Genomic DNA, 21,244 nt, shown 5'->3' on the forward strand with positions numbered 1-21,244 from the left:
ACTCTTGCTAAAAGGGCTGAGATCAGTGGCTGATGCGGGCCTGAATAAAGCTCAGGATATCGGCCACAGGCACGGCCTGTGCTTCGGTTTCCTGGCGGCTCTTGTATTCCAGGTTGCCTTCTGCCAGTCCACGGTCGCTGACGACGATGCGATGCGGGATGCCGATCAGTTCCATATCCGCGAATTTGATGCCAGGGCTGGTCTTTTTGTCACGGTCGTCCAGCAGTACTTCGAAGCCCGCCGCCGTGAGTTCGGCATACAGCTTGTCGGTGGCTTCACGCACCGCGTCGGTTTCGTAACGCAGTGGCACTAGGGCGATCTGGAAAGGCGCTAGGGCATCATTCCAGAGGATGCCGCGGTCGTCGTTGTTCTGTTCGATGGCGGCTGCCACCACGCGAGAAACACCGATGCCGTAGCAGCCCATGGTCAGGATCACCGGCTTACCGTTTTCGCCTAATACCTGGCAGTTCAGCGCTTGGCTGTATTTGGTGCCGAGTTGGAAGATGTGCCCGACTTCGATGCCGCGCTTGATTTCCAGGTTGCCTTTGCCGTCCGGGCTCGGGTCGCCGGCCACCACATTGCGTAAATCGGCAACTTCCGGCAGGGGCAGGTCACGCTCCCAGTTGACGCCGAAGTAGTGCTTGTCGTCGATATTGGCGCCAGAGGCGAAGTCGCTCATCAGGGCAACCGAGCGATCAATGATGCAAGTGATCGGTAGATTTACCGGGCCGAGCGAGCCCGGGCCGGCACCGACAGCTGCACGTATCTCAGCTTCGTTGGCAAACACCAGCGGGCTGGCTACCTGTTCCAGATTGGCGGCCTTGATTTCATTGAGTTCGTGATCACCGCGGACAATCAAGGCGACCAGGGTGCCTTCTTTCGCGCCGTGGACGATCAGGGTCTTGATGGTTTTCTCGATGGCCAGGCCAAAGCCTTGTACCAGTGCGTCAATGGTCTTGGTGTCCGGTGTTTCAACCATGCGCATGGTTTCAGTTGCCGCGCCGCGACTGTTCTCGCGCGGAACCGCTTCGGCCTTCTCGATGTTGGCGGCGTAGTCGGACGTGTTGCTGAAGGCGATGTCGTCTTCACCGGACTCGGCCAGTACATGGAATTCATGCGAGCCAGTGCCGCCGATGGAACCTGTATCGGCCTGTACCGGGCGGAAATTCAGGCCCAGGCGGGTAAAGACATTGCAGTAGGCCTGGTGCATACGGTCGTAGGTGATTTGCAGCGACGCCTGATCAGCATGAAAGGAGTAGGCGTCTTTCATGATGAACTCGCGGCCACGCATCAAGCCGAAGCGCGGGCGGATTTCGTCACGGAACTTGGTTTGAATTTGGTACAGATTGATCGGCAACTGCTTGTAGCTGTTCAGCTCATTGCGGGCCAGATCGGTGATCACTTCTTCATGGGTTGGCCCGGCGCAAAAGTCGCGGCCGTGGCGGTCTTTCATACGCAGCAATTCAGGGCCGTACTGCTCCCAGCGGCCGGACTCTTGCCACAACTCGGCCGGTTGAATGCCTGGCATCAACACTTCGAGTGCGCCCGCAGCGTCCATTTCTTCGCGCACCACTTTTTCAACCTTGCGCAGCACGCGCAGGCCCATCGGCAGCCAGGTGTAGAGGCCAGACGCGAGCTTGCGAATCATACCGGCACGCAGCATCAGTTGATGGCTGATCACCACGGCATCGGAGGGGGTTTCTTTCAGAGTCGAGAGCAGGAACTGGCTGGTACGCATATTTGGCTGTTCTGTCGGTTGCAAGAGATTTTGAATGGCCCGCATTGTACGGTGCCTGTACAGATGCGTACAGGATGCTGATGGCGCAAGGCCAAAGGAGATAAAAGGTGTCGAGTTTAACGGCAGGGCAGGTGCAGGCACTCATTCGCGCAGGATTGCCGATGGCAGAGGATATCAACCTGTGTATCGATCAGCTGGACGCTGCGGGGGCAATGGCGCGCGTACCGTTTCACAGCAAGTTGGTAAGGCCTGGTGGCACTTTGTCCGGCCCAACCATTATGGCGCTGGCTGATGCCGCGATGTATGCGGTGGTGTTGGGTCGTCTTGGGCGAGTGGAAATGGCCGTGACGTCAAATTTAAACATCAACTTTCTGGTTAAGCCCAAACCGGTTGATCTGTTGGCGCATGCACAAATTTTAAGACTCAGTCGCCGGCAGGCTGTTTGTGAGGTGTCGGTGTACTCACTGGGTAATGAGGACGAATTGGTAGCCCATGTCACGGGGACTTATGCCTTGCCGTTGTAGTTTTGGCAGGCAAGAAAAAGCCCGGCACAAGCCGGGCTTTTCTTAACCAACTAAGCAGTCTGGATTACAGAACGCTCAGCGGGTACTCGATGATCAAGCGGGTATCGTTCAGATCGCGACCAAAGTTGGCGCGGTATGTAGCATGGCGAACGCGGAAGGACAGGTCTTTTGCTGCGCCTTCTTGGATGACGTACTTGCTCTCCAAGTTGAGCTCGTGACGTTTACCGTCGCCGGCACCGGCGTCACGTACACCGTCGATGTCAGTGCTGGTGATGTAGCGGGTCATGAAGCTCAGGCCTGGGACGCCGAAGGTGGCCATGTTGAGGTCATAGCGAGCTTGCCAAGATTTTTCGTCTTTAAGCTCGTAATCGCCGATCTGTACTGAGTTATTCAGGTAAACAGCGCCGCCGCCATCAATACCGTATACATAGCCAGTGTCGCCGTTGGATTTCTGGTAAGCAACGGTGAACTTGTGGCCACCGATAGCGTAGGAGGGGGCGATACTCCAGATACTGTTATCGATGACACCAGAGCGATTCTGGCCATCATCGGTTGTACGGTAGTAATTGAAGTCCAGGCCGAAGGATTGCTCGTTGCCCAAATCTTGGCCGTAATTCAAGTTCAGGTAGCGCTTTTTGAAGTGTTCTTCGACATCAGAGAAGAATACTGCACCGCTGAAGTTATCGGTGAATGAGTAGTTAGCGCCGATGATGTTCGCGGAGGTTAAGCCTGGATTTTTAACGCCGTCGTCGTTACGGCCATTAATTCCATCACGACCAGTGCCGGTTTGGCTGCTAAGAGCAGTGAAGCGGCCAGCAGTAAGTGTCAAGCCAGAAATTTCGTCGCTGGTCAGCAAAGTGCCAGTCGCTACTTCTGGAAGAATACGGCTGTCATCGGTCGAGAAAACTGGGGTGTCGACCATCATGTTGCCGTACTTGAGTACGCTGTCGGACACGCGGAATTTAACTGCGCCACCAACTTCGCTTTGAGTGTCTTCAGCTTCGCCAAGATCGTTTTCAGCGAAAAGACCATTGCCTTGACGGCCGTCACCAGTGTCCAGTTTGATGCTGCTCAGGGAGTGAGCATCAACACCAACGCCAACGGTGCCTTGAGTGAAGCCAGATTCGAACATTAGGCGTACGCCTAAGCCGAAATCTTCACGATAGCCTTTGCGATCGCCCTTAGCATCGTTTGCAGTGCTTTCATAGCTAGCGCCGTGCTTGAAATCACGGTTCATGTACAGCGCACGGTTGAAGATGTCGAAGCTGCTGTCTTCAACAAAGCCCTTGGATTCGGACTGGCTGGAAGCCACTGCCATTTGGGTGGTGCCCGCTGCTACTGCGAGGGCGATTACGCTCCACTTCATCACTTGCATCGTGATTGCTCCTTTGGTTTAGAAAAGTTGCGCCGTCCGGCTGGTTGTTATAAGGACGACTCTTTCTTTTTGTGTCGGCGGTAACTTATAGCACGCTGCCAATGTTGGCGATAGTTGCAATCTATTCATTACGATTTCTTCACGGCTGTGTCGCAAAAGCTTATGAGTCATGTCGCATTTTTGTAGATGCACTGGGCGTGATCACAGTCAAAGCTGACGGATTTTTGCGCCTGAATGTTGGTCGCATGGGCTGCCAAACGGTGCAGGTCGATTCGTCACAGTTTGTTTAGCAATAGTCGTGCACAAAACCCTAAAATCTGAATTTTTATCTTCGATTCGATCTTTCACATCAAGATTTTCGGGGGTTGCGTCGGTTTACGTCAGGTTTTTCAGCGGTTCCATCTGTTTTTTATGGGGCTGATAGGTGTTTTTCTGGGCTGATTCTGTTCTGTTTTCAATTGCTTGCTGTCTTGCGCTTGTGGGGCGGCAGGAGGCTGTTCTGTGAGGATTACCGAAGGGAACAGTTTTGGTGCACTTGTTTGGGGTGGTATTGGGGTGTGCTGTCTATTGGTGCGCTGAGGTGGGCCTGGTTCGCGGGTGCCACGTTTTCAGCTTCGGCGTATCCTGCTCGGCCCATACTTACTGCCTGGGCGGCAGTAAGGTGGCTGACCAAGTATTGCTGTGTGCTGGGTTCGAATGCGTTCAATACTGAGTCAGTGGGTTTTCTAATAGGTGGATGGTTATGTTCGTTCTGGATTCACGTTTGCAGCAAGATACAGTCTGGGTCGGGGATTACCCGTTATGCAGCCTGCTGCTGATGAATGATGCGCAGTACCCCTGGTTTATCCTAGTGCCACGTCGTGAAGATGTCAGTGAGCTTTTCCAGCTGGATGGTGCTGACCAGTTGCAGCTATGGCAGGAAACCAATGGTCTTGCCGAAGTACTCAAGGATTGTTTTGCAGCGGACAAAATGAATGTCGCGACCTTGGGCAATGTGGTGAGTCAGCTGCATATGCATGTCATCGTTCGGCGTCGCGAGGATGTCGCGTGGCCAGCGCCTGTTTGGGGTAAGCATCCAGCGCAGCCATACACGCCTGAGCAATTGGCCGTATTGAAAGCCCGTTTACGCCTGGTTTTGACCGGGAATTTTTCTTTTGCTGAGAGCTGACTGGTGGACATAGACGAACGCATTAACGACTTGCAAAGCCGTTTGGCCTTTCAGGACGACACTATTCAGGCGCTCAATGATGCGCTGGTGGCGCAACAGCGGCTTCTGGAGCGCTTGCAGCTGCAGGTGGCTGCGTTGATCAAGCGTCAGGATGAAGTGAGTTCGCAGTTCGGAATGGCTGAGGATGAGGCGCCGCCGCCCCATTATTGATTAGCTGTAAAACGCAAAAGGCCCGCAGTGTGCGGGCCTTTTGCGTTTATGCGATTAACGTCGTGCAGGCAGTGCGGCGATGACGTCTTCGGCTTGCAAGCCTTTGTCGCGTTGCATGACGGCGAACTCAACGCGTTGGCCTTCGACCAGTACACGGTGACCTTCACCGCGAATGGCGCGAAAGTGCACGAAGATATCGTCACCCGAGTCGCGGGAGATAAAGCCGAAGCCTTTAGAGGTGTTAAACCACTTTACAGTGCCGGTCTCGCGGTCTCCGAGGTCGTGCTGGGCTGTGCTGCTGCGCGATTTAAGGCGCAGATTGGTCGCGAGGTGGATTGCGACTGCAACTGCGATGATAGTGAGGCTAAAGGCGCTTGACGGGTGTTCGGCGATTACGGGTAGCGGGGCGAGCAGGATCAGTGCTTGCAATAGTGTGCCCAGTACCAGAAGGGCTGAGACCAGGTTTTGTGCGGGGTGGCGTAGTCCTGCATGCCAGATTGGAAGTTGTGGTGCGAGCAGCAGGTTAAGGAAGCCGAACAGCGCAAGACTGAGGGCTTCAGGGTGTTGCACTAACGATGCGGCAGCGGAAGTGAAGGATGGCGCGAAGGACAGCAGCAGGGCTAAGGCGCCCGTCAGAAGGTGGACAATTTTCAACATGTTCAGTGAGCTCACTTAATTTCAATAACCATCAGAAAAGAGCGGGTTGCGTCGGTATGTTGCCTGCAGAAGGACGCTAGATGCCAGCTCGTGCGCTTGGGTATGGACAGAACCCAGTCACGCGGGCGTATTTAACAGTAAAGAAGAGGGGTTCTCAATCAAGCCCTTAGCGCTGTTTGGTCGGTCGAAGGGCTGACTCGGTTGCGACCCTCGCGTTTGGCTTGGTAGAGCGCATCGTCAGCTCTGGTCAGCAGTGTTTCCAGGGTGTCTCCCGGAATTGCGAGTGCATATCCAAATGAGGCGGTAATGCTGTCAAGAACCTCGTCGGTACGACGCACTTTGATGCGCAATGACTGGATCTTTAAACGAAGCTGTTCTGCAAAGGCATGAGCCGTTGCGTTATCGCAGCAGTCGCGCAGGATGATGCAAAATTCTTCGCCGCCGTATCGTGCGGCAATCGCACGTGCGGGGAGTAAGTCGCGCAGCAGTTGACCAACATGTTGTAGGACGCGGTCACCCAGCGGGTGGCCGTACTGATCGTTGAATTGCTTGAAGTGATCGATGTCCAGCATGACGAGGGCTACGCCATCGTGTTCGCTGCTCAGTGTTTGTTCCAGTAGTCGGCTGAATGCATTGCGATTGAATACCTGGGTCAGGCTATCCAGGGTGGCTGCAATATGCGCGCGCTCAAGTTGGCTGCGCAGGCTTTTGATTTCCTGCTGGGCGGCATTCAGGCGATAGAGGAATTTATCCTGCTGGTCCTGCATCAGTTGGGTGCTTTGCTGCAGTTCGGTCAGTACGTTGGGCAGGTCATCAATTATGGGTTCCTGCAGGGCGGCGAGGCCGTGCTCCAGGCTGAGCTGATAGTTGCGACTGCCAATGATGCTGCGCGATACGTTTCCTTCGATGTCATCGACCAGTTCGATGACCTGTTGCTGGCCTGCGCGTGCTTCTTCGAGTTCGCCGTGAATGATGTAGTCACGAAAGAGTTTGGCTGCTGTTTCAGGGGGGAAGCAGTCAAAGTCGGCGACGGTCTTGTCTAGGCGGCGATTGAGTTCAGGCTCCAGCCCTTTGCTATAGGTGTACCAGAGGGCGTAATGCACGGGGGTCGGTGGAATGTCATGGCGCATCATCAGCGGTACCGCCTTTTTCAGGAGTGCCGCAGCATCGCGGGTTTCCTCGGGGTACAGCTCAAGAATGCTGGGGGCTTTTTTCGGGTTGTTCATGCATGTCACAGATCAAGTTGCAATTGGCCAAAGCATAGAACAGCAGCTGCCTGGCGCATAGGAAAAGGCCCGTAGAAACGGGCCTTTTCCATGATTTACCTAAGCTGCGAGCAGGCTGCGTAGCATCCAGGCGGTTTTTTCATGGACTTGCATGCGCTGGGTCAGAAGGTCTGCGGTCGGTTCGTCGCTGACTTTGTCCAGTAGCGGGAAAATACCACGCGCGGTACGGACGACTGCTTCCTGGCCTTGCACCAACTGTTTGATCATGTCCTGGGCGGCAGGCACGCCTTCTTCCTCTTTAATCGATGACAGGCGGGCGTAGGCGGCGTAGGTGCCGGGTGCCGGGAAGCCCAGGGCGCGGATGCGTTCGGCAATCTGGTCGACAGCCAGCGACAGTTCGGTGTACTGGCCTTCAAACATCAGGTGCAGGGTGTTGAACATCGGGCCGGTGACGTTCCAGTGAAAATTGTGGGTTTTCAAGTACAGGGTGTAGGTGTCGGCAAGCAGGCGCGAAAGGCCTTCGGCGATGGCAGCGCGGTCTTGCTCGGCAATTCCGATATTGATTTCCATACCATTTCTCCTCTCAGGTGGCTTGGGGCTTGGCTGCCCGCTAATAGGTAGAGACTACCATGGGTTTTACCGATCTTTATCGTGGTTTATATCAATGAAAGTGATGCTTAGAGGCTATTGCTTGGCATGGGTTCAATTGTTCTAGGGATCAGCGGTGCGCCAACTCTGGGTATTGCTGCAGCGTCTGGTTAAAGAGCTCAACCCAATGAGCGCTGAACTGTCGCCCGGCGAGGTTGTTGATTTCCAGAATGGCGCGTAGCAGTGGGCGTTTGTTCAAGGTTTGATGCGCGCGTTCATGGGTACGGGCGTCAAAGGTGTCGACGATGTTGATGATCAGGGCGCCGGGGCTGGTTTCAATTTCCTTGAGTCCTTTGGGGTAGCCGCTGCCGTCGGCATGCTCCTGGTGCTGCAGAGTGATTTCTGCCGCTGCGTCCCAGCGCGGCATGCGTTTGAGCAGGTCATAGGCCAGGCGCGGGTGTGACTGCATCTGTCGGCGTTCTTCACGGTTGAAATGCGCATCTTTGTGCAGCATGTCCAGCGGCAGAAAGGCCATGCCGAGATCATGCAGGCAGATGGCGGCGGCCAGCTGTGCGGGTTGCTCGGGGCTGCCGCCGTGTTGGTTGATCGCCAGGCCCAGGTCCAGTTGGCGCAGGCCGCGTCCTTGCCAGAAATGCGAGCGGCGTTCGCTGGCTTGCATCAGGTCGACAAAGAACAGCAGGTCGGCGTCTGGCTCGATGCCGTAGCGTCTGAGCAGTTCGGTGGCTTCCGTTTCGCTCGTGACGATACGTGCGGGCGGCCGTGAGCTGGGGTCAAGTTGCTGCAACAGAGCGCTGCGAATACCAATTTGCTGCGTTTTGGGGGCGAGTGCCAGGGCGCTGAGTGCCTGGCTGAGTGCCTGGCTTTGCGCGGTGCTTAGTTGCGGTTTGGGGCCGCCAAGGGCGTGGCGGATCTGCTCTTTGAGGTGGTCGAGGGTCAGCAGCAGGATATCGCCGAGCAGGCTGTCGAAATCGAGTTGAGCTTCGCGCAGGCGCGCGAGTACATCTTCCATGGCCTGCGGCACCTTCATCAATGCGTCCAGGCCGATATAGCCGAGGTTGCCCTTGAGGGTGTGTACCAGGCGAAACAGCTCACGTAGGCGTTCGCTGTCATCGGGCGTGCGTTCCAGTTCGATCAGCAACTGCTCGCAGCGCTGGAACTGTTCGCTGGACTCCAGGCGAAAATCGGCCAATAAGTCGCTGGGTATTTCAGCCAAATTCGGCGTGGCCATAAGCCTCTCCCTATCTCTGTGGTCAGGGCGCTGCATGCCTGAGTATAGAAGGGCTGGCAAAAGCGCGTGGGCCGGCGGCTGCAAGTGGCGGTCTAACCATATATAATCCCGCGCTTTGCCGCGTTTTGTGGGGTTTGGCGGGCGGTTGTGCATGCGCCGCTGGTCGTTACCGCCCCTGAAAGGCAGCGCAATTGCGGAAAATGGCGCCTGCGCCAGCCGGTTGTCCGGCCAACGAGCGTCGCAGTCACTGCGGCCCAACGAATTCAAGACTCAAGAGAAGCGACTACCACCATGATGCGCAGCCATTATTGCGGCCAACTGAACGAGAGCCTGGACGGCCAGGAAGTCACCCTTTGCGGTTGGGTACATCGCCGTCGTGACCATGGCGGGGTGATTTTCCTCGACATTCGTGACCGTGAAGGTCTGGCCCAAGTGGTTTTCGACCCGGATCGTGCCGAAACTTTTGCTGCCGCCGACAAAGTACGCAGTGAGTACGTTGTCAAAATCACCGGCAAGGTGCGCCTGCGCCCAGCCGGTGCCGGCAACGCCAACATGGCCTCCGGCGCCATCGAAGTGCTGGGTTACGAGCTGCAAGTGCTGAACGAGGCGGAAACCCCGCCGTTCCCACTCAACGAATACACCGACGTCGGCGAAGAGACCCGCCTGCGCTACCGCTTTATCGACCTGCGTCGTCCGGAAATGGCGGCCAAGCTGAAATTACGTTCGAGCATCACCAGCAGCATCCGCCGTTATTTGGATGACAACGGCTTCCTCGACGTGGAAACGCCGATCCTCACCCGTGCCACCCCTGAGGGCGCGCGTGATTACCTGGTGCCGAGCCGCACCCACGCGGGCAGCTTCTTTGCGTTGCCGCAATCGCCACAGCTGTTCAAGCAACTGCTGATGGTGGCGGGCTTCGACCGCTACTACCAGATCGCCAAGTGCTTCCGTGACGAAGATCTGCGTGCTGACCGCCAGCCGGAATTCACCCAGATTGACATCGAAACCAGTTTCCTCGATGAAGCCGACATCATGGCCATCACCGAGAAGATGATTCGCCAGCTCTTCAAAGAAGTGCTGAACGTCGAGTTTGGTGAGCTGCCGCACATGACCCTGGCCGAAGCCATGCGTCGTTTCGGCTCAGACAAGCCAGACCTGCGTAACCCGCTGGAGCTGGTGGATGTGGCTGACCAGCTCAAAGACGTCGATTTCAAGGTCTTCGCCGGCCCGGCCAACGATCCGAAATGCCGCGTGACCGCGCTGCGTGTTCCGGGCGGGGCGAGCATGCCGCGCAGCAAGATCGACGAATACACCAAATTTGTCGGCATCTACGGTGCCAAAGGCCTGGCCTACATCAAGGTCAATGAGCGCGCCAATGGTGTGGACGGCCTGCAGTCACCGATCGTCAAAAACATTCCGCTGGACAACATTAATGTGATCCTCGATCGCGTCGGCGCTGTCGATGGCGACATCGTGTTCTTCGGTGCTGATAAAGCCAAGATCGTCAGCGAGGCACTGGGTGCTCTGCGCATCAAGCTGGGCCATGACCTCAACCTGCTGACCTGCGAGTGGGCGCCGCTGTGGGTCGTCGACTTCCCGATGTTCGAAGAGAACGATGACGGCAGCCTGACCGCAATGCACCACCCGTTCACCGCGCCGAAGTGCACGCCGGCTGAATTGGAAGCCAACCCCTCGGCAGCCCTGTCACGCGCTTACGACATGGTCCTCAACGGTACGGAGTTGGGTGGCGGTTCGATCCGTATCCACGACAAGGCCATGCAGCAGACCGTATTCCGTGTGCTGGGCATCAGCGAAGACGAGCAGCAAGAGAAGTTCGGCTTCCTCCTTGACGCTCTGAAGTTCGGTGCGCCGCCCCATGGTGGCTTGGCTTTCGGCCTGGATCGTCTGGTGATGCTGATGACCGGTGCGCAGTCGATCCGTGAGGTGATTGCCTTCCCGAAAACCCAGAGCGCGGCCTGCGTCATGACTCAGGCACCGGGTGAGGTGGACAACAAGTCGCTGCGTGAACTGCATATTCGCCTGCGCGAGCAGCCGAAAGCGGAATAAAGCGTCACAAGAAGCCTGGTTTACCAGGCTTCTTCTTTAATGGCGGTTGGAGAGGCTCGAGTTCTCACGCCGCGATACCGAATGTGAAAAACCGGAGTGCGTTATGGCTGGTCATTCCAAGTGGGCCAACATCAAGCACCGCAAAGGGCGTCAGGACGCCAAACGCGGCAAGATCTTCACCAAACTGATCCGTGAGCTGACGGTCGCCTCCAAGCATGGTGGCCCGATCCCGGCGGATAACCCACGTTTACGGTTGGCCGTGGATAAAGCGCTGACCAACAACATGTCGCGCGATGTGATTGACCGTGCCATCGCGCGTGGCGCAGGCAATAACGAAGCCGACAATGTTGCTGAGCTGAGCTACGAAGGCTACGCGCCGGGTGGTGTGGCGATTATCGTCGAGGCCATGACCGACAACCGTAACCGCACCGCCGCCGAAGTGCGTCATGCCTTCACGAAATGCGGTGGCAATCTCGGTACGGATGGCTCTGTGGCTTATATGTTTGACCGTAAGGGGCAGATCAGTTTTGCCGCTGGCGTAAGCGAAGATGCACTCATGGAGGCCGCGCTGGAAGCCGGTGCGGACGACGTTGAGATGGCTGAAGATGGCTCGGCACTGGTGTCCACCAGCTTTGCCGATTTTCATGGGGTCAACGAGGCGCTCAGTGCGGCTGGTTTCAAGGCTGCAGAGGCGGAAATCGCCATGATCCCGTCGATCAGCGCGCCGATTACCGACCTGGAAACGGCGCAGAAATTCATCAAACTGATCGACATGCTCGAAGACCTTGATGATGTGCAGGAGGTCTATCACAACGCCGAGATTCCTGATGAGCTCATGGAGCAGCTTGGCTGATTGTGTGCGGGTATCCGAGCCGGAGGTATTCAGGTCGTTGGCCTGAGCGCTCCGGCTTTTTTATGGAGGCTGCCCATGACGGCTATGCGGTATGCCGCCGTGACCTTATATGAATGATGTGCGGTCACTTTTATAGGCTGCGCCTGGGTGACGCAGGCTCAGGCCGGCTCTATACTCGCGAGCTGGATAAATAGACAGTGTGCTGGCTAAGTGGCTGGTGCCTTGAGTGGGCGTAAGGCATGACCTTGATTCTTGGCATCGACCCCGGTTCACGTATCACCGGTTACGGTGTGGTGCGTGATACCGGGCGTAACTGCGAATATGTGGCCTCTGGCTGCATTCGCACGGGCAACGGTTCGATGCCAGAGCGGTTGCAGGTGGTGTTTCGCGGGGTGCGCGAGGTGATCGAAACCTACGGGCCGGTGACCATGGGCATCGAGCAGGTGTTTATGGCGCGCAACCCGGATTCCGCGCTCAAGCTCGGTCAGGCGCGCGGTGTGGCCATCGTCGCGGGAATGGAGGCGGGGTTGGATATCGCCGAGTACACCGCGACCCAGGTCAAGCAAGCGATTGCCGGCACGGGCGGGGCGGATAAGGAGCAGGTGCAGATGATGGTCATGCACCTGCTCAAACTGGTGCAAAAACCACAGATTGATGCCTCCGACGCCCTGGCGATTGCACTTTGTCATGCGCACCACCGGCAGAGTCTGATTCCCCATGGCCTGGCTGGGGCCAAGCGGCGCGCGGGTCGCCTCCGGTTGTAACGTAACTTTTAAGGAAAGCAGCGGTGATCGGACGTTTGCGTGGCACCCTGGCGGAAAAGCAGCCGCCCTATGTGATTCTTGACATAAATGGTTTGGGTTATGAGCTGGAAGTGCCCATGACCACCCTGTACCGTCTGCCCACCGTCGGTGAGCCGTTGACCCTGCACACCCATCTGGTGGTGCGCGAGGATGCGCATCTGTTGTATGGCTTTTTTGAAAAGCGTGAGCGCGAGCTGTTTCGCGAGTTGATCCGCCTTAATGGGGTTGGCCCGAAACTGGCGCTGGCCCTGATGTCTGGCCTTGAGGTCGATGAGTTAGTGCGTTGTGTGCAGGCGCAGGACACGTCGGTGCTGGTGAAGATCCCAGGCGTTGGCAAGAAAACCGCCGAGCGCCTGCTGGTTGAGCTGAAAGACCGCTTCAAAGCCTGGGAAACTCTACCGGGCATGTCGACCCTGGTGGTTGAACCTCGTGGGGGGAGTGCAGTCTCAAGCGCGGAGAATGATGCGGTCAGTGCACTTATTTCGCTCGGCTACAAACCCCAGGAAGCCAGTCGCGCCGTCTCAGCGATTAAGGAAGACGGTTTGAGCAGTGAAGATATGATTCGTCGAGCCCTGAAGGGAATGGTCTAGTGCTAGAAGCCGATCGTCTGATTACCGCGACCACCCGCGACCGTGATGAGCAGGTGGATCGTGCCATTCGCCCGCTGAAACTGGCCGAATACATCGGTCAGCCGAGTGTGCGCGAGCAGATGGAGCTGTTTATCCAGGCCGCTCGTGGGCGCAGCGAAGCGCTCGATCACACCCTGATCTTCGGGCCGCCCGGTCTGGGCAAGACCACCTTGGCCAATATCATTGCGCAGGAAATGAATGTTTCGATCAAGAGCACCTCGGGACCGGTGCTGGAGCGGCCGGGCGATCTGGCGGCGCTGCTGACCAATCTTGAGCCGGGTGATGTGTTGTTTATCGATGAGATTCATCGCCTGTCACCGATTGTCGAGGAAGTGCTGTACCCGGCCATGGAGGACTTTCAGCTCGACATCATGATCGGCGAAGGCCCGGCCGCGCGCTCGATCAAGCTCGATCTGCCGCCTTTTACCCTAGTCGGTGCCACCACGCGCGCCGGCATGCTGACCAATCCGCTGCGTGATCGCTTCGGCATTGTGCAGCGCCTGGAGTTCTATAACACCGAAGACCTGGCGACCATCGTCATGCGTTCGGCGGGGATTCTCGGCCTGTCCATCGAGTCCCATGGTGCCTTCGAGATTGCCCGTCGGGCGCGCGGTACGCCACGTATTGCCAACCGTCTGCTGCGGCGTGTGCGCGATTTTGCCGAAGTGCGCGGGCAGGGGGATATCACACGTCCCATCGCCGATCTCGCGCTGAACCTGCTCGACGTCGACGAGCGTGGCTTCGATCACCAGGATCGACGTCTACTGCTGACCATGATCGAGAAGTTCGACGGTGGCCCGGTGGGGGTCGACAACCTGGCTGCCGCCATCAGTGAAGAGCGTCACACCATTGAGGACGTTCTTGAGCCCTATTTGATCCAGCAAGGCTATATCATGCGCACCCCGCGTGGGCGGGTGGTAACACGGCATGCCTACCTGCATTTCGGTCTCAATATACCCAAACGCATGGGCGAGTTGCCTACTGCCGATCTGTTTGCCCGTGACGATGATTGAGAAAAAATACTTGGCCAAGGCGATTGGCAAGATCAGGAGCTGGCACTAGAGTATGCGCGCGCAAAACGGAGTTAAGCCGTTCACCCTTCGTTGTCGGGTTTATTTCGAAGACACCGATGCGGGCGGCATCGTCTACTACGTCAATTACCTCAAATTTATGGAACGGGCTCGCACCGAGTGTCTGCGTGATCTGGGTTTTCTCCAGTCAACGCTGGCCGAGGAGGGCCTGTTGTTCGTTGTGCATTCGGCCGAGGCGCGTTATTACGCTCCGGCCAGGCTTGATGATGAGTTGCTGGTAAGCGCTGAAGTAATCGAGTTGAACCGCGCCAGCCTGCGTTTTCGTCAACAGGTCAGGCGGGCAGCGGATGATGTGTTGCTGTGTGAAGGGCAGTTTATGGTGGCCTGTGTGCGCGCCGACAATTTGAAACCCCGGGCCATTCCCCAAACTCTGCATGCGGCCTTTGCCGGGCAGGGCGGCGCGGGTACATCTAGAGCAGGAGAGTAAGCGTGGAAGCCAACGCCGTTGACCACATGTCGATGTGGAGTCTGATCAGCAACGCCAGCCTGGTGGTGCAACTGGTAATGCTGACCCTGGTGGCAGCATCGGTCATGTCGTGGGTCATGATCTTTCAACGCACTGCGCTGTTGCGTGCGGCCAAGCGCGCTCTGGACAACTTCGAAGAGCGCTTCTGGTCGGGTATCGACCTGTCCAAGCTGTACCGCCAGGCGGGCAGCAATCCGGACCCGGATTCTGGTCTGGAACAGATTTTTCGTGCCGGTTTTAAAGAATTTTCGCGTCTGCGGCAGCAGGCCGGTGTCGATCCGGATGCAGTGATGGACGCGGTGGCGCGTGCCATGCGTGTGGCGATTTCCCGTGAAGAAGAGAAGCTTGAGCAGAGCCTGCCGTTCCTTGCCACTGTGGGCTCCACGAGTCCTTATATTGGTCTGTTTGGTACCGTGTGGGGCATCATGAACTCCTTCCGTGGCCTGGCTCAGGTGCAGCAAGCAACCCTGGCCACTGTGGCACCGGGTATTGCAGAGGCCCTGATCGCCACTGCCATTGGTCTGTTCGCCGCCATTCCTGCGGTAATCGCCTACAACCGCTTTGCTGCTCGCGGCGAAATGCTGATTGGCCGTTACTACACCTTCGCCGACGAGTTCCAGGCGATTCTGCACCGCAAAGTCCACACCAGCGACGACTAAGCCTTAGGCACTCTTTACGAAAGGTTTTAAGCCATGGCCAGAATTCGCAACAGACGCAAGCCCGTCGCCGAGATGAACGTGGTGCCTTACATCGATGTGATGTTGGTACTGCTGGTGATCTTTATGGTGACCGCGCCCATGCTCAACCAAGGGGTCAAGGTCGATCTGCCGAAAGTCAGCAGTGAAGCCCTGCCGCAGGACAATAACGCTCAGGTGTTGACCATTTCGATCAAGGCCGACAAGACCTATTACTGGAATATGGGCACCGAGGTTGATGTCGATACGGTGCAGGATAAGGCGCTGACGCTGGAAGAAATGACCCGCGCGGTGACGGCGATCATCAACCAGAGCAGGGCAACCGGTAAGCAGGTGCAGGTGTTCGTACGCGGTGACAAAACCGTCGATTACGGCACCATCATGGCGGCTATGGGTGGCTTGCAGCAAGCTGACGTGGGTAACGTCGGGCTGATTACCGAGGCCCCCTGATGCACGACCAGCGCGAGCGTTCGCCCTCGGAAAGTCTGTTCTGGCCGGTTGTCTGGGCTGTAGGCCTGCATGCCATCATGTTTGCCATGTTGTTCGTCAGCTTCGCCTTTGCCCCGGATCTGCCGCCGGCCAAACCGGTGGTGCAGGCGACCCTGTACAAATTGCAGTCGCAGAGCCAGGCCACTACCCAGACCAATCAAAAAATCGCTGGTGAAAAGCCTAAAACAACTGCACCGGTGTATGAAACCGAGCAGCTTGAACAAAAAAAAGCCGAGCAGGAAAAAGTAGCGGCCAAGGCTGCGGAACAAAAGAAAGCGCAAGAGGCTCAGAAAGCAGAAGCCGCGGAAAAGGCCGAAGCCGACAAAAAGGCCGCCGAGCAGAAGAAGCTTGCGGATGTAGCCAAGAAAAAAGCGGCAGACGAGGCGGCTAAGAAAAAAGCTGCCGAAGACGCCAAGAAAAAAGCGGCAGAAGAGGCGAAAAAGAAAGCCGCCGCAGACGCTGCGAAGCAGAAAAAAGCGGATGACGCCAAGAAAAAGGCGGCAGAAGCGGCCCAGCGTAAAGCGGTAGAAGATAAGAAGGCTGCTGCACTGGCTGAGTTGCTGTCCGATGATGTTGGTCGTCAGCAGGCAATCGCTGATACGGTCGGCGATGAAGTCGCCGGCAGCCTGGATGATCTGATTGTTATGCTGGTGAGCCAGCAGTGGCGGCGACCGCCATCGGCGCGTAATGGAATGAGCGTAGAAGTACTGATCGAAATGCTGCCCGATGGCACCATTACCAATGCCAGCGTGACGCGCTCCAGTGGCGACTCGCCATTTGATAACTCGGCCGTGCAAGCGGTGCGTAACGTCGGCCGTATTGCCGAAATGCAACAGCTGGATCGCGCCACTTTTGATCGCCTTTACCGGCAGCGTCGCGCTGTCTTCAAACCGGAGGATTTAGGTCTGTGAATACCCTGATGCGTCTTGTTCTGCTCGGTCTGACCCTGTTGGTCGGTACCGTTCAGGCCGCTGATCCGCTGCTTATCGACACAGGTACCAACAGTGCTACCCCCATTGCCGTAGTGCCCTTTGGCTGGCAGGGCGGTAGCGTGCTGCCTGAGGATATGGCCGAGATTATCGGTAATGACCTGCGTAACTCTGGAGAGTTTGCGCCTATCCCTCGGCAGAATATGATCAGCCTGCCGACTCAGGCGACTGAAGTGATCTACCGCGATTGGCAGGCTTTGGGTGCGCAGTACGTGCTGGTTGGTAGTATTGTGCCGAACGCCGGTCGTCTGCAGATTCAGTTCGCCTTGTTCAATGTCACCACTCAGCAGCAGGTCATGACCGGTAGCGTGGGGGGGGGTCGATCAGTTGCGTGACATGGCGCACCATATCGCCGATCAGTCCTTCGAGAAGCTCACCGGTGTGAAGGGGGCGTTCTCTACCCGTATGCTGTACGTGACTGCCGAGCGTTTTGCGGTCAACAACACCCGTTACACCCTGCAGCGTTCCGATTATGACGGCGCCCGTGCAGTGACCCTGCTGCAGTCGCGCGAGCCGATCCTCTCGCCATCGTTCGCTCCGGATGGCCGTCGTATTGCTTACGTATCGTTCGAGCAGAAGCGTCCGCGTATTTTTGTGCAGCACATTGATACAGGTCGGCGCGAGCAAATCAGTAATTTTGAAGGGTTGAATGGTGCACCGGCCTGGTCGCCGGACGGCAATCGCCTGGCTTTTGTGCTGTCGCGTGATGGCAACCCGGAAATCTATGTGATGGACATGGGCACGCGTCAGCTGCGCCGTGTGACCAACCAGCCGTCGATCGATACCGAACCCTTCTGGGGTAAGGACGGTCAGACCCTGTACTTCACCTCGGATCGTTCCGGTAAGCCGCAAATCTATAAAACCAACATCAATGGTGGTTCGGCTGAGCGTGTGACCTTTATCGGTAACTACAACGCCAACCCGAAACTCTCTGCTGATGAGAAGACCCTGGTCATGATTCACCGCCAGGATGGTTACACCGTGTTCAAAGTGGCGGCGCAAGACCTGCAGCGCGGCAATCTGCGGATACTTTCAGATACCAGTCTGGATGAGTCGCCTACTGTCGCGCCTAACGGCACCATGGTAATCTACGCCACCCGCCAGCAGGGACGGGGAGTCTTGGTATTAGCGTCCACCAATGGTCGCGTCAGGCTCCCTCTTCCTACCGCTCAAGGCGAAGTTCGAGAGCCTTCTTGGTCCCCTTACCTGAACTGATGCGGCGCTACACCGTTGTTACTTGAAATACTGCTTAACACATTGGGGTTCATTAGGAGTTACATGATGGAAATGCTGAAATTTGGTAAGTTTGCTGCTCTGAGCCTGGCTCTGGCCGTTGCAGTTGGTTGCTCCTCGAAGGGCGGCGATGCTGCTGGCGAAGGCGCTACTGATCCTAACGCCGGTTACGGTGCAAACAACGGTGCCGTCGATGGCAGCCTGAGCGAAGAAGCTGCTCTGCGTGCTATCACCACCTTCTACTTCGAATACGACAGCTCCGACCTGAAACCAGAAGCCATGCGCGCTCTGGACGTGCACGCCAAAGACCTGCAAGGCAATGGCGCTCGCGTAGTTCTGGAAGGCCACGCTGACGAGCGCGGTACCCGCGAATACAACATGGCTCTGGGCGAGCGTCGCGCCAAAGCTGTTCAGCGCTACCTGGTACTGCAGGGCGTTTCCCCGGCTCAACTGGAACTGGTTTCCTACGGTGAAGAGCGCGCTATTGCTACCGGCAACGACGAGTCCTCCTGGGCTCAAAACCGTCGCGTCGAACTGCGTAAGTAATTCGATATGCGTACGTGCCGTCGTGCTTTAACCGTTTTGGCGCTCAGCCTGCCCCTTGCGGCTGTGGCTGAGGTTCCCGTGGTGGATAACAATGCCGGTTACGGCAGCAGTTACCCGCCTGTTGGTTACGGTACGTCCGGCACCTCTGTCGTGACAGGGGCTGCTGCCCCTGTCTCGGCGCAGGGCATGTTGTTCAACCAGCTGCAGCAGATGCAGGATGAGATCGCGCAATTGCGCGGTACGCTGGAAGAGCAACAGAACGAGATTCAGCGTCTGAAACAAGAAAGCCTGGAGCGTTATCAGGATCTTGATAAGCGTCTGAGTGGTGGTGCAGCAGGTGCTGTAATCAACCCGAATTCTTCAACCGCTGGCGCGATCAACGCCAACGGTACGCCGACTCCGCCAGTAGCCGGTCAAGTGCCAGCGCCTGCAACGGCAAGCGGTGAACCAGCCGATCCGGCAAAGGAGAAGCTGTTTTACGAAGCGGCCTTTGACCTCATCAAGGCCAAGGACTTTGACAAGGCCAGTCAGGCATTCACAGCTTTTCTGCGCAAATACCCTAACAGCCAGTATGCCGGCAACGCACAGTATTGGCTGGGCGAAGTGAATCTGGCCAAGGGCGATCTACAGGGCGCCGGCCAGGCCTTTGCGCGTGTCAGCCAGACCTACCCAAGCCACGCCAAGGTGCCGGATTCGCTGTTCAAGCTTGCGGATGTCGAGCAGCGTCTGGGTAATAGCGATAAAGCCAAAGGCATTCTGCAGCAGGTTATTGCTCAGTATCCGGGCAGTTCTGCTGCGCAACTGGCGCAGCGTGATCTGCAGCGCTTGCCGTAAGGCGCTAAGCCGTCTAGAAGCCCGCGCCTGACGCGGGTTTTTTGTATCTGTCGTTTGTTTGTCCGGGAAATGTCTGGCGCGCCTTACGCGTTCTGTCATCCCTATGTGTTCGCCTTGTGGCGTAGCGTTTAAAAACTCCTCCGTTTTAGGGCTAGTCATCTCTGGCGGTCCCCACCGGGCCGTCGTTTGCGCCGTTAAAAACTGCTTTTGGCGGTTTTTTCGTATACAATCCGCGGCCCTTTTCCCGCAACGGAGGCGGACGGCCTGTTTAGCTGTCACGCCCGTGGCTGATATGCAAGATACCCTGCGCATTACCGAGATTTTCTACTCGCTGCAGGGCGAGACGCGCACCGCCGGCTTGCCGACGGTATTCGTTCGCCTGACCGGCTGCCCTCTGCGTTGCCAATACTGCGACACCGCCTATGCCTTCAGTGGCGGCGAAATCATGTCGCTGGATGCCATTGTCCAGCAGGTTGCCGGCTACAAGCCGCGTTATATCTGTGTGACTGGTGGTGAGCCTTTGGCGCAACCCAGCTGCATTCCTTTGCTCAAGCGTTTGTGTGATGCCGGCTATGAGGTGTCACTGGAGACCAGTGGCGCGTTGGATGTATCGGCGGTAGACCCGCGGGTAAGCAAGGTCCTTGACCTGAAAACGCCAGGCTCGGCGGAAGTCGCGCGCAATCGCTATGAAAATATCGATCTGCTGACACCCAATGATCAGGTTAAGTTCGTCATCTGTTCCCGTGAGGACTATGACTGGGCGGTAAGCAAGCTGATTCAGTACCGCCTGGCTGAGCGGGTGAGCGAAGTGCTGATGTCGCCCAGTCATCATGAGTTGGATGCACGCTCGCTCGCCGAGTGGATCATTGCCGACAACCTGCCTGTGCGTCTGCAGATGCAGCTGCACAAGATTCTCTGGAATGATGAGCCGGGACATTGATATGAGCGATAAGAAAGCGGTAATCCTGCTGTCAGGCGGCCTGGACTCGGCCACCGTGGTGGCGTTAGCCAAAGCCGATGGCTACAGCTGTTACACCATGAGTTTTGATTACGGCCAGCGCCATCGTTCCGAGTTGCAGGCGGCCGAATTGGTGGCTCGGCAACTGGGCGTGGTCGAGCACAAGGTGATTGGTCTGAACCTCAACGGCATGGGTGGCTCGGCACTTACCGACGTCAGCATCGACGTGCCGGAAAGCCCGACCGAGGGCATCCCGGTAACTTATGTGCCAGCGCGCAACACGGTGTTCCTTTCCCTCGCGCTGGGTTGGGCCGAAGTGTTGGGTGCGCGTGACATTTTTATCGGCGTTAATGCGGTGGATTACTCAGGTTATCCGGATTGCCGTCCGGAGTTCATCGGGGCATTCGAGCGCATGGCCAATCTGGCGACCAAGGCCGGTGTCGAGGGGCAGGGCTTTCGCATCCAGGCGCCGCTACAGAACATGAGCAAGGCCGAGATCGTGCAGGCAGGTGTGCAGCAGGGTGTTGACTATGCATTGACCGTGTCCTGCTATCAGGCTGACCAGCAGGGCCGTGCATGCGGCAAATGTGACAGCTGCCGCCTGCGTGCTGCGGGCTTCAGTGCGGCCGGTTTAGCTGATCCGACCCGCTACTGCTAAATTTTTTCCGCACACTGTTGAATTTATGAATTAAATCAGTATCATGCGCACCGCGTCGGGTCGTTAGCTCAGTTGGTAGAGCAGTTGGCTTTTAACCAATTGGTCGTAGGTTCGAATCCTACACGACCCACCATATTGACCTTCATTGAAGGTATGAGAAGCCTGAAAGTTCTGATCAATGGAATTTTCAGGCTTTTT

At 56.9% G+C, this 21,244-nt stretch carries 22 protein-coding genes, 1 tRNA gene and 2 pseudogenes; 18 read left to right on the forward strand and 7 right to left on the reverse strand.

Going from position 1 to position 21,244, the window contains the following annotated elements; all coding sequences use genetic code 11:
* Positions 1-22: 22 nt before the first annotated feature.
* Complete coding sequence (locus OU997_RS16745; RefSeq protein WP_267807656.1) at positions 23-1,738, reverse strand: proline--tRNA ligase; 1,716 nt, start codon at positions 1,736-1,738, stop codon at positions 23-25.
* Between the two features lie 161 nt (positions 1,739-1,899).
* Here OU997_RS16745 and OU997_RS16750 point away from each other — a divergent pair, with 161 nt between their 5' ends.
* Positions 1,900-2,262 (forward strand): PaaI family thioesterase, encoded by a 363-nt coding sequence (locus OU997_RS16750; RefSeq protein WP_267809927.1) that lies wholly within the window; start codon positions 1,900-1,902, stop codon positions 2,260-2,262.
* 64 nt (positions 2,263-2,326) lie between these two features.
* On the opposite strand, the gene OU997_RS16755 is transcribed toward OU997_RS16750, so the two are convergent.
* Positions 2,327-3,637: an OprD family porin gene (locus tag OU997_RS16755; protein WP_267807657.1), complete on the reverse strand. Its 1,311-nt coding sequence runs from the start codon at positions 3,635-3,637 to the stop codon at positions 2,327-2,329.
* 742 nt (positions 3,638-4,379) lie between these two features.
* Between OU997_RS16755 and OU997_RS16760 the strand changes: the two genes are divergently transcribed.
* Positions 4,380-4,805 (forward strand): HIT family protein, encoded by a 426-nt coding sequence (locus OU997_RS16760; RefSeq protein ID WP_267807658.1) that lies wholly within the window; start codon positions 4,380-4,382, stop codon positions 4,803-4,805.
* Between the two features lie 3 nt (positions 4,806-4,808).
* Positions 4,809-5,015 (forward strand): SlyX family protein, encoded by a 207-nt coding sequence (locus OU997_RS16765; protein ID WP_090252583.1) that lies wholly within the window; start codon positions 4,809-4,811, stop codon positions 5,013-5,015.
* Positions 5,016-5,069: 54 nt separating this feature from the next.
* Here OU997_RS16765 and OU997_RS16770 read toward each other — a convergent pair whose 3' ends face one another.
* The 5 genes and pseudogenes from OU997_RS16770 to OU997_RS16785 form a co-directional block, all read right to left on the reverse strand.
* Positions 5,070-5,333 (reverse strand): cold-shock protein, encoded by a 264-nt coding sequence (locus tag OU997_RS16770; protein ID WP_256583005.1) that lies wholly within the window; start codon positions 5,331-5,333, stop codon positions 5,070-5,072.
* A gap of 18 nt (positions 5,334-5,351) precedes the next feature.
* A pseudogene (locus OU997_RS20890) lies at positions 5,352-5,672 on the reverse strand (cold shock domain-containing protein membrane protein); the annotation flags it as partial.
* A 158-nt stretch (positions 5,673-5,830) separates the two neighbouring features.
* Entirely contained in the window at positions 5,831-6,898 is a 1,068-nt protein-coding gene (locus tag OU997_RS16775; RefSeq protein ID WP_108489829.1) for a GGDEF domain-containing protein, read from the reverse strand.
* 99 nt (positions 6,899-6,997) lie between these two features.
* Positions 6,998-7,468, reverse strand: a complete 471-nt coding sequence (locus OU997_RS16780) for a Dps family protein (RefSeq protein ID WP_108489828.1) — start codon at positions 7,466-7,468, stop codon at positions 6,998-7,000.
* A gap of 148 nt (positions 7,469-7,616) precedes the next feature.
* Positions 7,617-8,735: an HD domain-containing phosphohydrolase gene (locus OU997_RS16785; RefSeq protein ID WP_108489827.1), complete on the reverse strand. Its 1,119-nt coding sequence runs from the start codon at positions 8,733-8,735 to the stop codon at positions 7,617-7,619.
* Between the two features lie 291 nt (positions 8,736-9,026).
* On the opposite strand from OU997_RS16785, the gene aspS reads away from it, so the two are divergent.
* From aspS to OU997_RS16860, 15 genes and pseudogenes are all read left to right on the forward strand, one after another.
* Positions 9,027-10,802, forward strand: coding sequence for an aspartate--tRNA ligase (gene aspS, locus OU997_RS16790; protein ID WP_267807660.1), 1,776 nt, complete (start codon positions 9,027-9,029; stop codon positions 10,800-10,802).
* 103 nt (positions 10,803-10,905) lie between these two features.
* Entirely contained in the window at positions 10,906-11,655 is a 750-nt protein-coding gene (locus OU997_RS16795; protein WP_108489825.1) for a YebC/PmpR family DNA-binding transcriptional regulator, read from the forward strand.
* 239 nt (positions 11,656-11,894) lie between these two features.
* Positions 11,895-12,419, forward strand: a complete 525-nt coding sequence (gene ruvC, locus OU997_RS16800) for a crossover junction endodeoxyribonuclease RuvC (RefSeq protein WP_108489824.1) — start codon at positions 11,895-11,897, stop codon at positions 12,417-12,419.
* A 23-nt stretch (positions 12,420-12,442) separates the two neighbouring features.
* Positions 12,443-13,048 (forward strand): Holliday junction branch migration protein RuvA, encoded by a 606-nt coding sequence (ruvA, locus tag OU997_RS16805; protein WP_267807662.1) that lies wholly within the window; start codon positions 12,443-12,445, stop codon positions 13,046-13,048.
* Positions 13,048-14,100 (forward strand): Holliday junction branch migration DNA helicase RuvB, encoded by a 1,053-nt coding sequence (gene ruvB, locus OU997_RS16810; protein ID WP_108489822.1) that lies wholly within the window; start codon positions 13,048-13,050, stop codon positions 14,098-14,100. Before ruvA ends, ruvB begins: the two co-directional genes overlap by 1 nt.
* Before the next feature lie 52 nt (positions 14,101-14,152).
* A complete protein-coding gene (gene ybgC, locus OU997_RS16815; RefSeq protein ID WP_267807664.1) occupies positions 14,153-14,605 on the forward strand; it encodes a tol-pal system-associated acyl-CoA thioesterase in 453 nt (150 codons plus the stop codon).
* Between the two features lie 2 nt (positions 14,606-14,607).
* Complete coding sequence (gene tolQ, locus OU997_RS16820; protein ID WP_090252616.1) at positions 14,608-15,303, forward strand: protein TolQ; 696 nt, start codon at positions 14,608-14,610, stop codon at positions 15,301-15,303.
* 33 nt (positions 15,304-15,336) lie between these two features.
* Positions 15,337-15,789 (forward strand): protein TolR, encoded by a 453-nt coding sequence (gene tolR / locus OU997_RS16825; protein WP_108489820.1) that lies wholly within the window; start codon positions 15,337-15,339, stop codon positions 15,787-15,789.
* Complete coding sequence (tolA, locus tag OU997_RS16830; protein WP_108489819.1) at positions 15,789-16,739, forward strand: cell envelope integrity protein TolA; 951 nt, start codon at positions 15,789-15,791, stop codon at positions 16,737-16,739. The genes tolR and tolA overlap by 1 nt, the downstream gene beginning before the upstream one ends.
* Positions 16,736-18,032: pseudogene (tolB, locus tag OU997_RS16835) on the forward strand (Tol-Pal system beta propeller repeat protein TolB). The gene tolA and the pseudogene tolB overlap by 4 nt, the downstream one beginning before the upstream one ends.
* 66 nt (positions 18,033-18,098) lie before the next feature.
* A complete protein-coding gene (gene pal / locus OU997_RS16840; protein WP_108486567.1) occupies positions 18,099-18,596 on the forward strand; it encodes a peptidoglycan-associated lipoprotein Pal in 498 nt (165 codons plus the stop codon).
* 6 nt (positions 18,597-18,602) lie between these two features.
* Positions 18,603-19,430, forward strand: a complete 828-nt coding sequence (ybgF, locus tag OU997_RS16845) for a tol-pal system protein YbgF (RefSeq protein WP_108486566.1) — start codon at positions 18,603-18,605, stop codon at positions 19,428-19,430.
* Between the two features lie 292 nt (positions 19,431-19,722).
* Entirely contained in the window at positions 19,723-20,370 is a 648-nt protein-coding gene (gene queE, locus OU997_RS16850; protein ID WP_267807666.1) for a 7-carboxy-7-deazaguanine synthase QueE, read from the forward strand.
* Position 20,371: 1 nt separating this feature from the next.
* Positions 20,372-21,046: a 7-cyano-7-deazaguanine synthase QueC gene (gene queC, locus OU997_RS16855; protein ID WP_267807668.1), complete on the forward strand. Its 675-nt coding sequence runs from the start codon at positions 20,372-20,374 to the stop codon at positions 21,044-21,046.
* A 57-nt stretch (positions 21,047-21,103) separates the two neighbouring features.
* Positions 21,104-21,179 (forward strand) — tRNA-Lys (locus OU997_RS16860).
* Positions 21,180-21,244 lie beyond the last annotated feature (65 nt).

The sequence above is a fragment of the Pseudomonas sp. SL4(2022) genome (genome assembly GCF_026625725.1).
Classification (GTDB): domain Bacteria; phylum Pseudomonadota; class Gammaproteobacteria; order Pseudomonadales; family Pseudomonadaceae; genus Aquipseudomonas.